The sequence below is a fragment of the Hyphococcus sp. genome (assembly GCF_965228385.1).
In the GTDB taxonomy this organism is placed as follows: domain Bacteria; phylum Pseudomonadota; class Alphaproteobacteria; order Caulobacterales; family Parvularculaceae; genus Hyphococcus.
The window spans coordinates 3,350,180-3,363,289 of record NZ_OZ245810.1; the positions used below are offsets into that span (position 1 = coordinate 3,350,180).

Annotated in this window: 14 protein-coding genes; 12 read left to right on the forward strand and 2 right to left on the reverse strand. The window is 57.1% G+C overall.

What is annotated here, in order from left to right:
• Positions 1-32 precede the first annotated feature (32 nt).
• The 6 genes from ACQK2Q_RS15690 (at position 33) to ACQK2Q_RS15715 (ending at position 5,857) form a co-directional block, all read left to right on the forward strand.
• Complete coding sequence (locus ACQK2Q_RS15690) at positions 33-2,144, forward strand: prolyl oligopeptidase family serine peptidase (RefSeq protein WP_425410686.1); 2,112 nt, start codon at positions 33-35, stop codon at positions 2,142-2,144.
• Complete coding sequence (locus ACQK2Q_RS15695; RefSeq protein WP_425410687.1) at positions 2,141-2,542, forward strand: hypothetical protein; 402 nt, start codon at positions 2,141-2,143, stop codon at positions 2,540-2,542. The genes ACQK2Q_RS15690 and ACQK2Q_RS15695 overlap by 4 nt, the downstream gene beginning before the upstream one ends.
• A gap of 53 nt (positions 2,543-2,595) precedes the next feature.
• Complete coding sequence (locus ACQK2Q_RS15700; protein ID WP_425410688.1) at positions 2,596-3,867, forward strand: dicarboxylate/amino acid:cation symporter; 1,272 nt, start codon at positions 2,596-2,598, stop codon at positions 3,865-3,867.
• Between the two features lie 67 nt (positions 3,868-3,934).
• On the forward strand, positions 3,935-4,528 hold the full coding sequence (locus ACQK2Q_RS15705) for a helix-turn-helix domain-containing protein (protein ID WP_425410689.1): 594 nt from the start codon (positions 3,935-3,937) through the stop codon (positions 4,526-4,528).
• A 445-nt stretch (positions 4,529-4,973) separates the two neighbouring features.
• On the forward strand, positions 4,974-5,372 hold the full coding sequence (locus tag ACQK2Q_RS15710) for a hypothetical protein (RefSeq protein ID WP_425410690.1): 399 nt from the start codon (positions 4,974-4,976) through the stop codon (positions 5,370-5,372).
• Positions 5,373-5,404: 32 nt separating this feature from the next.
• The gene (locus ACQK2Q_RS15715; RefSeq protein WP_425410691.1) at positions 5,405-5,857 is read left to right on the forward strand and encodes a hypothetical protein; all 453 of its coding nucleotides are present in this window, start codon (positions 5,405-5,407) and stop codon (positions 5,855-5,857) included.
• A 48-nt stretch (positions 5,858-5,905) separates the two neighbouring features.
• Here the strand turns inward: ACQK2Q_RS15715 and ACQK2Q_RS15720 are convergent, their stop codons facing one another.
• Positions 5,906-6,124: a ribbon-helix-helix protein, CopG family gene (locus ACQK2Q_RS15720; RefSeq protein WP_425410692.1), complete on the reverse strand. Its 219-nt coding sequence runs from the start codon at positions 6,122-6,124 to the stop codon at positions 5,906-5,908.
• Between the two features lie 195 nt (positions 6,125-6,319).
• On the opposite strand from ACQK2Q_RS15720, the gene ACQK2Q_RS15725 reads away from it, so the two are divergent.
• Positions 6,320-6,982, forward strand: a complete 663-nt coding sequence (locus tag ACQK2Q_RS15725) for a Crp/Fnr family transcriptional regulator (protein WP_425410693.1) — start codon at positions 6,320-6,322, stop codon at positions 6,980-6,982.
• A gap of 18 nt (positions 6,983-7,000) precedes the next feature.
• Here the strand turns inward: ACQK2Q_RS15725 and ACQK2Q_RS15730 are convergent, their stop codons facing one another.
• The gene (locus tag ACQK2Q_RS15730) at positions 7,001-8,161 is read right to left on the reverse strand and encodes an alpha-hydroxy acid oxidase (protein ID WP_425410694.1); all 1,161 of its coding nucleotides are present in this window, start codon (positions 8,159-8,161) and stop codon (positions 7,001-7,003) included.
• Between the two features lie 271 nt (positions 8,162-8,432).
• Here ACQK2Q_RS15730 and ffh point away from each other — a divergent pair, with 271 nt between their 5' ends.
• The 5 genes from ffh to ACQK2Q_RS15755 all read left to right on the forward strand — a co-directional run bounded on the left by ffh (position 8,433) and on the right by ACQK2Q_RS15755 (position 13,070).
• Positions 8,433-9,980, forward strand: coding sequence for a signal recognition particle protein (gene ffh, locus ACQK2Q_RS15735; RefSeq protein ID WP_425410695.1), 1,548 nt, complete (start codon positions 8,433-8,435; stop codon positions 9,978-9,980).
• Complete coding sequence (locus ACQK2Q_RS15740) at positions 9,977-10,192, forward strand: hypothetical protein (RefSeq protein ID WP_425410696.1); 216 nt, start codon at positions 9,977-9,979, stop codon at positions 10,190-10,192. The genes ffh and ACQK2Q_RS15740 overlap by 4 nt, the downstream gene beginning before the upstream one ends.
• A 172-nt stretch (positions 10,193-10,364) precedes the next feature.
• Positions 10,365-10,793, forward strand: coding sequence for a 30S ribosomal protein S16 (gene rpsP, locus ACQK2Q_RS15745; protein ID WP_425410697.1), 429 nt, complete (start codon positions 10,365-10,367; stop codon positions 10,791-10,793).
• A 138-nt stretch (positions 10,794-10,931) separates the two neighbouring features.
• Positions 10,932-11,138, forward strand: coding sequence for a hypothetical protein (locus tag ACQK2Q_RS15750; protein WP_425410698.1), 207 nt, complete (start codon positions 10,932-10,934; stop codon positions 11,136-11,138).
• A 552-nt stretch (positions 11,139-11,690) separates the two neighbouring features.
• Entirely contained in the window at positions 11,691-13,070 is a 1,380-nt protein-coding gene (locus ACQK2Q_RS15755) for an alanine/glycine:cation symporter family protein (RefSeq protein WP_425411178.1), read from the forward strand.
• Positions 13,071-13,110: the final 40 nt, after the last annotated feature.

Below are 13,110 nucleotides of genomic sequence, written 5' to 3' on the forward strand. Positions count from 1 at the left end.
GCGGCGGTTTCATAAAACGGAGTTTTTCATTCATGATCAGATTTCTTTTTTGCGCTGCGGCAGCATCGCTCGCCGCGAACTCGGCCTCGCTGGCGCAGGATGACCCTTTTCTCTGGCTTGAAGAGGTGGAAAGCGAAAAAGCCCTTGATTGGGTAAAGGCCCAAAACGCGCGCTCACAGGCCGAACTTGAAGCCGACCCGCGTTTCGACGCAATGCTTGAGGAGGCGCTGTCGGTGCTGACTTCGCAAGCGCGTTTGCCTCTCGGCGAGATTCAAAACGGCGCTGTTTATAATTTCTGGCAGGATGACGATCACGTTCGCGGCCTATGGCGCCGGGCCAGCGTAGAGAGCTATCGCGCCGGTGAGCCCGATTGGGAAATCCTGATCGATTTTGACGCGCTCGCCGCAAGGGAGGACCGCAACTGGGTGAGAGGCGCTACGGTCTGTCTGTCGCCCGCTTACGTTCATTGCATGGTCGAACTTTCTGACGGGGGCAAGGACGCAGGTCTGTGGCGTGAGTTCAATACGCAAACGAAAGAATTCGTCGAAGGCGGCTTTTTTATACCGGAAGCGAAAAGCGGCGTCGCCTGGGTTGATAGCGACACGCTTTTGGTCGGAACCGACTGGGGCGAAAATTCGCTCACCAGTTCCGGTTATGCGCGCGAAGTCAGGCGCGTGCGCCGCGGCGACGGTCTTGATGAGGCGCAAACTGTACTGCGCGTGAATGAGGACGATGTGGCGGCGACGCCCGTTGTCTATCGCGACGGCGGCGCGCCCTATGAATTCGTGCAGCGCGGACAATCGTTTTTTGAGCGGGAGTTTTTCCTCGCACAGGACGATGGGAACACGACGAAACTCCCCTTGCCGTTGAATGCAGATATTCAAGGCATGCTTGACGGCCGTGTGATATTTTTCCTGCGCGAGGTATGGAATTTCAAAGAGGAGACGTATCCGCAAGGCGCCGTTGTTGCTTATGATCTGGAAAATGAGCGTGCGGAACTGGTCATGAGCGCCGCTGACAACGAGTCCATTGAATCCGTTGGCATCGGCAAATCCAGCATCATCATTCAGTATCTTGACGACGTATCAGGCGCGGCCGTGCGTCTGATGCGCGATCCGGAGCAGGGAACATGGAACGCAGCGCCAATCCCATTACCCGAAAACGGCGTCGTATCCCTCGTTTCATCGGGCGGCGGCACCGATGACGCCCTGTTTTCCTTCGAAAGCCTGACCACGCCGGACTCGCTATATTTTGTTGACGCCGGCAAGGACGGCGAGGTCCGGAAAATCATGGATACGCCGCCTTTTTACGATGCGACCGGCGTTGTGGTGGAGCAACGCTTTGCAACGTCAGCTGACGGAACAAAAGTTCCCTATTACATCATGGCGCAGGATTCAGTGTTGAAAGAAGGTGACGCGCCGACGGTTCAGTACGCTTATGGCGGTTTTTTATCGGCAACGCTGCCGGTCTATTACAGCGACCCATCCCGCCCGCAGCATGGCGCGCTTGCCGGGCTTATGTGGGTGAAGCGCGGCGGCGTCTTGGTGCTTTCCAACATTCGCGGCGGGTCTGAATATGGGCCGCGCTGGCATCAGGCGGCGCTGAAGGAAAATCGCCAGCGCGCCTTTAACGACTTTATTGCGATCTCGGAGGATTTGATCGAAACCGGCGTCACCAGTCCAGAAAAGCTCGGCGCCATCGGTCGTTCCAATGGCGGGCTTTTGATGGGCGCTTTGTTAACGCAGCGCCCGGACCTTTATGCGGCGCTCGATATCGGCGTGCCATTGTTCGATATGCAGCGTTATAACAAATTACTCGCGGGCGCGTCGTGGATGGGCGAATACGGAAACCCGGATATTCCGGAGGAATGGGCGTATATTTCAGAATACTCGCCCTACCAAAAACTTGAAGCCGACAAGAACTATCCGAAAGTCCTGTTCTATACGTCCACCAAGGACGACCGGGTGCATCCCGGTCATGCGCGAAAGGCCGCGGCGAAAATGGACGCGCTTGGCTATGATTTTTTCTATTACGAAAATATCGAAGGCGGCCACGGCGGCACGGCCAATCAGGACCAGCTCGCTTATCGCACGGCCCTTGAATATGCATATTTTGCGACAATGCTGATGGAGGCGGACCAGTGAACGGCGTAACGGCTACGCTCATGCACCGAGCATGGCGCAAGGTCGACATAAAGCTTTCCATCGAAGGCGAATTGCACGTCTTGCGGTGGCGCCGCAGCACTTTTGTGGATGAAGTTTTCTTTGACGATCGCCGGGTGGCGACCGCAAAAGGTCTTTTCAATCGCGAAACGATTTACGGCCTGAGGATCGGCGTTGAAAACGGAAACCGGCTGCAGCTGGTTTTCATGATTGACGGTCAGCCGGACTGGAGCGACTGGTCCGGCGATATGCGCCCGCGCGGCGTACGCCTTGAAACAGAAGGGGAAGCGTTGATCGCCATCGGTTCGCTTGGGCCGGATCGAATGCAGCCGTTTCGCGAGCTTTATGATCGCGCCGTCAAGGCGATAGGCCTTTCATAACGCGCCAAGCCGCTTTAGCGTATCGCGCGCAATAAAGACATAAAGGGGCGGCTATGGCCTGGTGGTTTGGAATAAAGCTTTGGAAACGGGTTTTTCTGGGTCTTGTTCTCGGCGTCGCTTTCGGACTTCTTGTCTCCCAAACAATGTCGCCCGAAGCGGGCGAGGCGCTGCTCGCCAAGGTCAGGGTGATTGGCGATGTCTTTATCCGCCTGATACGGATGATTGTCGTCCCGCTCGTTTTCTTCACACTTGTCGCAGGCATCTATGCCATGGGCGATCCGAAAAAGCTCGGCACGATCGGCGTGAAAGCGTTTTTGCTCTATCTCGGCACAACGTTTTTCGCCAATCTTATCGGCTTGAGCATGGGATTGTTGTTTCGTCCCGGCGAAGGCGTGAATCTCGGGGGCGCGGAGCCGCGCCCGCTTGCAGGCGAAGCGCCGAGCCTTGGCGAACGCCTGATGGGCATCATTCCTGAAAACCCTTTCGCGGCGCTGGTCGAAGGCGATATTCTCGCCGTGATTTTCTTCGCCCTGCTGCTCGGCGTCGGCCTGTTGATGGCGCGCGAAGCGGGCGAGGCGGCCGGCCGTTTTTTCGAGGCGACGGCGGAAGGCATTCTTAAAGTCACGCATATCATCATGGAGCTTGCGCCTTTCGGCGTGTTTGGATTGATCGCTTACGTCGCGGGCACACAAGGGATCGCGACCTTCACCGCAATCCTCAGCTTGACGATTGCGGTTTATCTCGGCTGTGCGCTGCACATGCTGATTGTCTATGGCGGGCTTGTGCGGATCATTTTGAACTTGCCGTTTGTCGATTATTTCCGTGGAATTCTCGACCCGATGATGGTCGCCTATTCAACATCGTCATCGTCCGCGACATTGCCGGTCACTATTCGCGCCGCCACGGAAAACCTCGGCGTTAGAAAATCCGTCGCCGGTTCCGTCCTGCCGCTGGGCGCGACGATAAATATGGACGGGACGTCGCTTTATCTCGGCATTCTCGCGCTCTTTACGGCGCAGGCCTTCGGTTATCAGCTCGACCCGCAGCATTATCTGATGATTGCGCTGACCTGCGCACTGGTGTCCATCGGCGCCGCCGGCATTCCGTCAGCATCGTTGTTTCTCCTGTCGATCGTACTCGGGGTCTTTGACGTCAGCCCCGAACATATAGCACTCGTCATCGGCTTTATCTTTCCGTTCGACAGGCTGCTTGATATGATGCGGACCGTAACTAACGTTACTGGCGACACGGCCGTCGCGACCGCCGTCGCCAAATGGGAAGGCGAACTGGATGAAGAGGTCTTCAGACAAAAGCCACTCTCTTGATACCGCAGGCGCGTGAATATGACCGGTCCGTTCCTGCTTGGAGAATTTGCGGCGTGAAAAAAATGAGATGTCCAATAATATTCAGGAATTGCGGCTTGCTTTTCTTTTAAGTCCGCGAGAATTCGCCAGGCTGATTGGCGTTTATCCGGACTACGTATCGCGGCTGGAAAGTGGCGAAAGACCGTTGACGGATTTATGGATAGACGCCATCGCAAAAGCGCTGGACGTGCCGCGTGCGATGATTACCGATCCGGACGCAAAAATCGACGCCAAGGCTTGCCACGCGCATCGGCCGACCATCACGGCGCCGGTGCTGTGCCCGATCGCCGCGCGCTATGGCGTTCTGGCGCTTGTCGCGAAAATGGGTGGCCTAAGACGCGCCGAAGCGCTTGACGAAGACAAGCTGGCGGACGCCGTGCAAAATCTGGTCGCCTATGTGGATGACAGAACACCGGGCTTGCCGGGCGAGCATAAGGAAGATGTGCGGGCTAATCGTCTTTTGAAAGGTCTTCAAATAACCGCTTTAACAATTCTTCAATCCTGTGAGGCCGATCTTCCGGAAGACTTTCACCGCCAGCTTGAGATTGCCGCCCGGGGCGCACATGCGCTGCTTGAGGCTTTTTCGAATGTTGACGAGACGGCTCAGCTCCCGGGAATATGACGATATTCCCCCGTTGTTTCGGGAAAATGTTCAAAAGCCGGCGGTAAAGCGTTTCCGCGCGCTTTTTTTCGTCATCTCCCAAGACTCTCTCCCCTCTCAAGAGATGGACTGCAGACGCATTCCATCCGTTCTTTTTTATTAACCTATACTTTGCACAAGGCAAGCGCCTTCTTTCACCATCTTTGGCCGGCCTGTGACTTTTCTTGGGTCCGGTTACAAAATAACAGGATTGTTTCGCTCCCGGATGAAACTGGTCCCGCCCGAGGCGCGCCACCCTTATTAACCTATGTTGATAAAAAGGTAACGGGCTATTCATAAGTTAATACACGGATGATCAGCATAATGACGCCATAGTAAGGACTCCCTCCAAAATAAATTAAGTCAAGATTAACCGCTTCGCCGTCTCCTTGGTTCGCCAGAAGGCTACCTAGCGAAGGAGAAAAGCATGGCGAGGAAAGATTTGCGCAAAGAGCAGATTGAACTGTTGCGTTTCGAAAAGAAAATAATTGAAGCCGCTAAAGAAAAAGCTGCAGGCAAACCGATTAACAAGGCGCCGCTCCTAGCGGGCGTAGCAGCATTGACAACCGCCGGCGCCAGCGCGGCCGAGAAGCTGAACAGCGATGCGCCGATGCAAATGGCGGCCGACATTCAAGCCGCCGCCGGGGCGCAGGCGGCGGGCGATGCATGGCTTGTTCAGCTTGCGCATGTTGTCACCAACAGTCACAATGTCATTCAGAATCTTGCTGAACAGGGCGCTTTCCTGTTTTTCCAAGCTGGCGGCGGGACGCCAAAGAAACCCATTAAGGAGACGGTCGTATCTCTGCTGACGAATGGACTGTTCTGATACGATACGGCGCATTCCTGTTTTCAGGAATTGTGCTGGTCTTTCTTTCGGGGTCCAAAAACCTGAAACTGGCGGCGATGATCATCGCCGCCGATTGGGTCGTCAGTAACGCCTTATATTATTTTTTGAGCGACTCTGCGGTCAACGTGATTGCGCCAATGAATATCGTTGTGCTGGGTTTGTTTTATACGCTCTGGCGGTCCGAGCGGCTGAACGGCGCATTTATTCACAAGATTTTTTTCGGCTATTATTGTCTTTATCTTGTTGTGAATCTCTGGCATCTGCTGGGGCGTTTCTTTTTCCCCGAGACCTTGACGGCGAGCTACTATTTTTCGCTAGCCGCATCCAATGGCGTATTTATCCTGATCGTCGCCACCTTATGGCTGTTCGGCGTACTGAAGTTTCTCGATAATAACGCCAAAGGCGGGCTGATGGGTGTTTATCAGCGAAATATCGGAACATGGCGGCGCTGGTTTGGCCGGTAGAACCGCCCGCGAAAATAACGCCAGCGCAGTCGCGTCGGTATTTATCGTTCATATGTTGGCGTGAACCATCTGGCGGGAGGGCTCGGAATCATCCGTAGCCTCCTTATTATTTCTCTTATCGCTGACTTCGCGCTCTAGACCGCGGCGGATCAGCGCCCGTATCGCCGCCGCGCGTGAGGGAAGTCGGTTTTCAAACCGCCATTCGTCAATCGCCTGCATTTCCTCCAGGCTGAGATGGATTTGAGGTTTGAGCGTGCGTTTCGACATATTGCCCTCCACAGCCCCCTGGCCGGGTTATTCTCCTCGTACGTAACAGCTATAGGGTAAGGCTTCTCCATCATATGATGCCTTGTGCTGCGCGCTAGTCAGGCCTAAGCCCATTAAATGGATAAGGCTTCATTTGATTGTACGTCATGTAAGTTACGGCCGCTGGAATGCTTTCAGCCCGTAGACTCTGAGATATTGAAATTCATTCGCAACTTTCGGTTGGGAGAGCTGCGCGTTGACGCGGGCGCCGATATCATGGCCCAGGGCGCCAGCGCGGCGCATTTTTATACGCTCTATGAAGGCTGGACGGCGCGGCGGATCACGCTGAAAGACGGGCGTTCGCAGATCACCAATTTCGCCTTGCCGGGGGCGTTGCTGGGCCTGCAGGCGGCGCTTGACCAGGAGATGGATCATTCGGTCGAGGCCCTCACCGACGTGACGCTGTGCGTATTTCCGCGCAGTGATTTCCACCTTTTGCTCGAACGCCAGCCGGAATTGACGTTTCGCATCGTCTGGCAGGCGGCGCGCGAGGAGCATTTTCTTGACGCGAACATTACGGCGGTTGGCCGCAAGACGGCTGACGAACGAATTGCTTATTTATTTGCGTCTTTACATGAACGGGCGGTGCTCTCCGGAATGACCACGCATAATGATCCGCTGGATGCGCCCATCACTCAGCAGCATGTTGCAGACGCGACCGGATTGTCCATCGCGCATACACATCGTGTTGTAAGAATATTTGCGAAAGAAGAACTCATTGCGCCTGACCGGAAGAACATAAAAATCCTGCAGCCTGAGCGTCTGGGCGAGATCGGACAGTTTGAACCGGAACACATGATGCCGCTGGCGTTTTTGTAAAGACGCGCCTTATACACATTACCGGCTGCGATAGCGCAGCATGCCGGGGTGTAGATCGCCGACCTTCTGAACGCCCATCAATCGCATGTCGCGTTCGACTTCGTCGCGCAAAAGGCCCAGCGCGTGCTCGATGCCAGGCTGACCGGCTGCGGCCAGCGCATAAAGATAGAGGCGCCCGCCCGAACAGGCTTTCGCCCCGGCGGCGAGCGCCTTCAGAACATGACTGCCGCGGCGAATTCCGCCGTCCAGGATAACATCCAGGCGGTCGCCCACGGCGTCGGCGATTTCCGCGATCTGATCGAAGGGCGCGCGCGCCCCGTCCAGTTGCCGGCCGCCATGGTTCGACACCATGACGGCGTCAGCGCCCATATCAGCGGCCCGGCGCGCATCCTCCACGCTCATGACGCCTTTCAGGCAAAATGCGCCGTCCCATTGCGCGCGCAAGTCTTCTGCGTCCCGCCAGGTCATGGTCGGGTCGAGCATGCCGGTGAAATAATCCTGCACCGAGACAGGCTTGTCTGACCCTTGCGGGACATAATCCTTCAACTCGCTCAATTCGAATTTTCCGTGTTTTAAAAAATTCAGCGTCCAGCCCGGATGGGTCGCGAAACTGAAAAGGCTTGCCGGCGTCAGTTTCGGCGGCGTGGTGAAGCCCGTGCGAAAATCCCGCTCGCGATTGCCGCCGACGATCGTATCCACTGTCAGCGCCAGAACGTCGAATTGCGCGGCTTTGGCGCGGGCGAGCAACTGCGCGTTGAGGCCGCGATCCTTGTGAAAATAGAACTGGAACATTTTCGGGGTGCGAATGGTCTCGGCGATTTCTGCGAGGCTGACGGTCGCAAGAGATGAGACGCCAAAAAGCGTTCCGAATTTTTCCGCAGCGGCGCCGACAGCGCGCTCGCCATCGGGGTGAAAAAGTCTTTGCAGGGCTGTGGGCGCGCAGAACAGCGGCATGGCGAGTTTGCAGCCCATCACCTCGACCGACATGTCAATCTTTTCGGCGCCCTCCAGAATATTGGGCACAAGATCGCAATCCGCAAAACTTGCCGTATTGCGCCGATAAGTCGTTTCATCCTCCGCCGCGCCGTCGATATAATGAAAGATCGGCGACGGCAGCCGCCGTTTCGCGAGTTTTCTCAAGTCATCGATATTCCGGCAGGATCTGAGGGAAGAGGGCATGAAGCGGGCCTTTTGATGTAGTCCTCGCATTCTTGCCGGAGATTCGCGATCTGGGATACCGCCCGCTTGCCATACCGGCTCCCAACCTCTATATGCGCCTCGAATTTCGGGAAAATTGAACCTTTCCCGCGTCTGCCGGCACGACCCCCTGTATTGAAAAAGGGACGGGGCCGGGGATGTCCCGCCGCCGGCGTAATGCGCCCGCGGCGGTATTTGGCGTTTGAGGGCTTTTGCGGCCGGCGGAAATGGTTTCGAGACCAGAAGGGCATCGATGTTTGATAGTCTAAGCGATAGATTAGGCAGTATTTTCGAAGGTCTTCGCGGAAAAGGCGCCCTCGAAGAAAAAGACGTCTCGGCCGCCCTGCGCGAGGTGCGCGTGGCCCTGCTGGAAGCCGACGTTGCGCTCCCCGTCGCCAAGGAATTCATCGGCAAGGTAAAGGAACGCGCTGTCGGCGCCGAAGTCCTGCGCTCGGTCACGCCCGGCCAACAGGTCGTCAAAATTGTCCATGATGCGCTGGTGGATATGCTGGGCGGGGACACAGACGCGTCGCTCTCCTTCGCTGTGACGCCGCCCGCGGCGATCATGATGGTGGGCCTGCAAGGGTCGGGCAAAACCACTTCGACCGCGAAGATCGCGCTTCGTTTGCAAAAGCGCGACAAGAAAAAAGTGCTTATGGCCTCGCTCGACACGCGCCGCCCGGCCGCGCAGGAGCAACTGGCGATCCTCGGCGAGCAGGCCGAGGTGAAAACGCTTCCCATCATCGCCGGGCAATCCCCGCGCGACATCGCCAAGCGCGCCATGGAGGCGGGCAAGCTCGGCGGCTTTGATGTCGTGATGCTTGATACGGCTGGCCGGCTATCCATCGACGAACAGCTGATGGCCGAGATCGCCGATATTCATAAGGCGACCACTCCCATCGAAACGCTGCTCGTCGTCGATGCGCTCACCGGTCAGGATGCGGTGACGACGGCGGAAAAGTTTAAAGCCCGCGTCGACGTCACCGGGGTCGTCATGACACGGATCGACGGCGATGCGCGCGGCGGCGCGGCGCTTTCCATGCGCGCGGTCACCGGCGCGCCGATCAAGTTTGTCGGCGTCGGCGAAAAGATAGACGCGCTCGACACCTTTGAGCCCGAACGCATGGCCGGCCGCATTCTCGGCATGGGCGATATTGTTTCGCTGGTCGAAAAAGCCTCCGAGGAAATGGATGAGGCGAAGGCCAAGCGCGCCGCCAAGAAAATGGCCAAGGGCGAGTTCGACATGGATGACCTCGCCGATCAGTTCAAACAGATGCGCAAGATGGGCGGCATGGGCGCGATCCTGGGGCTGATGCCCGGCATGGGCAAAATGAAAAAGATGGCCGAACAGGCCGGCGGCCTCGATGACAAGGAGATCGTTCACCAGGAAGCGATCATCTCGTCCATGACGAAGCAGGAGCGCAAAAAACCGGCGCTGATGAACGCCAAACGCAAAAAACGCGTCGCCGCCGGGTCGGGTACTTCCGTGCAGGCGGTCAACAAGCTTTTGAAGGCGCATCGCCAGATGGCCGACATGATGAAGAAGATGGGCAAAATGGGCGGAAGAGGGGGCGGCATGCAGGGCATGGCCAAGCAATTGGGCATGATGGGCGGCGGCGACCTCGCCGGCGCGCTGGGCGGGGGCGGCGGTCCGGACGCAGCCGACTTGATGAAAGGCGGCAAGGGAAAAGGCGCTTCGTCTACGGACGATCTTGACTTCGACGCTATCGAAAAGGCGCTCTCAGGTCAGGCCCCGATGCCGCCGGGCCTCGGCATGCCGGGGACGGGGAAGAAGAAATGATTTTGCGATCTGTTTTGGCCATCACGCTGTTTTTACTGTTTATGCTCGGCATTGTTGCCATGGCTGTGAATCAGAAAGGCGGAAATGTCGGTGAAGCTGTAATTGGCGTGCTGCCGGAAGTAGGCCTGCCTTACATTGTCAGTGTCATAATTATAATTCTCTGGGGTGTGGTTGCTGCACTCTGGGATAAGCGTGTGGGGAAGAAGAAGTGATGCGCCTGTTCAATCTTCATCCCCCGCTCATTCCGGCGAAAGCCGGAAACCAGCAAAAGCAAAATGGCGGGCTTTGCCCGGCTTTACTTATTTGTTGGATCCCGGATCAAGTCCGGGATGACCGGAAAATTTATTGAACTCTCAACCGAAACATAAAAGGAAAGAAACCAACATGTCGTTGAAAATCAGACTGGCCCGGGGCGGGGCGAAGAAACGCCCGTTCTATTCAATCGTCGTCGCGGACTCGCGAAGCCCTCGCGACGGCCGCTTCATCGAAAAGATCGGCACTTACAATCCGCTGCTGGGCAAAACCAACGAAAACCGCGTGCAGTACGACGCCGACCGCGCCAAGCACTGGCTCGACAAGGGCGCCAAGCCGTCGGACCGGGTCGCGCGGTTTTTCTCCGTCAACGGACTGGTGAAATGGGAACACGGCGACAACCCGAACAAGGGCAAGCCGGGCGCCAAAGCGCAGGAGCGCGAGCAGGAAAAGAAAGACAAGGAAGAAGCGGCGAAGGCCGCGGCTGCTGAGGCTTCCGCTGCGCCAGCAGAAGAGGCCCCAGCCGGGGAAGCCGGAGCCGAAGAAGAAAAAGCTGAATAAATAAATCAGCTTTTTCATGTGGTTAACGGTGCGCCGGAACCTCTTCGGTTTATCTCTGTTTGTTGGCCGTGTGTTTCAAACGCGCCTTCGCGCATTTGCGTATGGATATTGCGCGCCGGCCAACAAAGGAGCTTAGCGATGAAACAGATCGCATCGATTATCGCACTGCTGTTTATGAGCCTGTCGCTTTCGGGTTGCCTGCTTGGCGCCGCTGCGGGCGCCGGCGCTGTCGGGTATGACGAAGCCACTGAAAATGACGGCGAGTTCGACCCTCTGGAAGAAGCCTATGACGGCGATCCTGAAACTAGAGGTCCGGCGGATGTCGTTGACGACGACGATGATTAATCGGCGCGTCGTCTTTTCGCGCCCATAAGGGCTGACAAGACGCATTAAGAGAAAACGGCCCTGAAGACGCTTTTACGCAAGCTGTCTTTCAGGGCCGTCTCTTTTTGAAAGGCGCCCAGCCGGCTTGGGCGATTGGCCCGGCGCCTTTCTCCCCCGTGGGTTTCCGGCCCTGCTGCTTTCCGGAAACCCTCCGCAAATCCGTCCCGCCATCTCCCCGAACCGGGACCGGACTTTCGGAACGCTCTCCCCCGAGACGTTCAGGATGCGGTGTCCTCATAGCATTAACCTTACAACGCCATTAAATGATGGACTGTGATGTACGTCACAGCTTTGTTTTGCTTCACGAAATCGCCTTGATTGCAACAAGATCAGCCACATTCCGGAACATCGCCGGAACACGCGCCGATGAATTTCGCGCCGTGATATAAATGGCCTTGCCGGGCCGGGGCGGCCCCGCATAGTGTGCGCGCTTCTGTTTTCCCAAGTGGAGGGGCGTTTTCCGTGATTTCTGACCTGATCGGCTCTGTAAATAACCTTGTCTGGGGCGTGCCGATGCTGGCGCTGCTCCTCGGCACCGGGCTTTATCTCACCATTGGCCTCGGTTTCATGCCGATCCTGCGCATCCCTTATGCGTTCGGTCAGCTTATTCGCGGCGGAAAGCGCCATGACGCGGAGGCGGGCGATGTATCGCCTTTTGGCGCGCTCATGACGGCGCTGTCGTCAACGGTCGGCACCGGCAATATCGCCGGCGTCGCGGTCGCCATCGCCATTGGCGGGCCGGGCGCGCTGTTCTGGATGTGGATGACCGCGCTTGTGGGCATGGCGACAAAATATTCAGAAGGCGTCCTGGCGGTGAAATTCCGGGAAGTCGACGCCGACGGCCGTCATGTGGGCGGGCCGATGTATTACATCAAAAACGGTATGGGTCCGAAATGGGTATGGCTCGGCGGGCTGTTCGCAATTTTCGGCATTTTCGCATCCCTCGGCACCGGCAATTACATTCAGGCGATTTCCGTCGCCGATGCGCTTAACTCCAGCTACGGCGTGCCGATCTGGATGACCGGGTTCGTCATGATGGGGCTCGCCGCCGCGGTGATCCTCGGCGGCATCAAGCGCATCGCCAATGTCGCCGGAAAACTGGTGCCGTCCATGGCGGCGTTTTATTTCATCGCAGGCGTTATCGTGCTGGTGCTGAATATTGACGCCGTCCCTGACGCGTTCATGCTGGTCATCAAGCGCGCTTTTGGTTTTGATGCAGCGGTCGGAGGTTTCTCCGGCGCCTTGTTGATGCTGGCCATGCAACGCGGCGTCGCGCGCGGCATTTTTTCAAACGAGGCGGGACAAGGCTCGGCGCCGATTGCGCATGCGGCGGCGAAAAACAAGGATCCCGTCAATCAGGGCATCATCGCAATGCTCGGCACGTTTATCGACACAATCGTAATCTGCTCGATTACCGGCCTCGCCATCCTGGCCACCGGCGTCATTCCGCCGGAATGCAATGCGGTTTCCATTCTCAGCAACGACGTCATGCCGGCTGTGTGCGACACCGGCCCGCCCATCACGATTTCGGCGTTTGAGGCGGCGCTGCCCGGAATAGGCGGGCATGTGGTGACAATCTCGCTGGCGCTATTCGCCTTCACCACCATTCTGGGCTGGAGCTATTACGGTGAGCGTTGCGCGGAATATCTTTTCAGTGAGAAAGCGATACTGCCTTACCGGATCGTTTATGTGCTCATCGTTTTCGCCGCAACGCTGGTGCTTTACGCCGGCGAAGACGTGGACGCCGTCATCAACACGGTGTGGCTCGCAACCGATACGCTCACCGGCATGATGGCCGCGCCGAACCTGATTGCGCTGCTGGCGCTGTCGCCGCTGGTGTTCAAATTGACGAAAGAATATTTCGCAAGAGAAAAAGCGGATAAACAGAAGTAAGACGCGGCCCGCTTGCATGCGGCTTTGCGGGCGGGCTATC

Coding starts and splice junctions, on each gene's coding strand:
- ACQK2Q_RS15690 (WP_425410686.1), top strand. CDS start 33: ATGATCAGATTTCTTTTTTGCGCTGCGGCAGCATCGCTCGCCGCGAAC.
- ACQK2Q_RS15700 (WP_425410688.1), top strand. CDS start 2,596: ATGGCCTGGTGGTTTGGAATAAAGCTTTGGAAACGGGTTTTTCTGGGT.
- ACQK2Q_RS15705 (WP_425410689.1), top strand. CDS start 3,935: ATGTCCAATAATATTCAGGAATTGCGGCTTGCTTTTCTTTTAAGTCCG.
- ACQK2Q_RS15710 (WP_425410690.1), top strand. CDS start 4,974: ATGGCGAGGAAAGATTTGCGCAAAGAGCAGATTGAACTGTTGCGTTTC.
- ACQK2Q_RS15720 (WP_425410692.1), bottom strand. CDS start 6,124: ATGTCGAAACGCACGCTCAAACCTCAAATCCATCTCAGCCTGGAGGAA.
- ACQK2Q_RS15730 (WP_425410694.1), bottom strand. CDS start 8,161: ATGCCCTCTTCCCTCAGATCCTGCCGGAATATCGATGACTTGAGAAAA.
- ffh (WP_425410695.1), top strand. CDS start 8,433: ATGTTTGATAGTCTAAGCGATAGATTAGGCAGTATTTTCGAAGGTCTT.
- ACQK2Q_RS15740 (WP_425410696.1), top strand. CDS start 9,977: ATGATTTTGCGATCTGTTTTGGCCATCACGCTGTTTTTACTGTTTATG.
- rpsP (WP_425410697.1), top strand. CDS start 10,365: ATGTCGTTGAAAATCAGACTGGCCCGGGGCGGGGCGAAGAAACGCCCG.
- ACQK2Q_RS15750 (WP_425410698.1), top strand. CDS start 10,932: ATGAAACAGATCGCATCGATTATCGCACTGCTGTTTATGAGCCTGTCG.
- ACQK2Q_RS15755 (WP_425411178.1), top strand. CDS start 11,691: ATGCTGGCGCTGCTCCTCGGCACCGGGCTTTATCTCACCATTGGCCTC.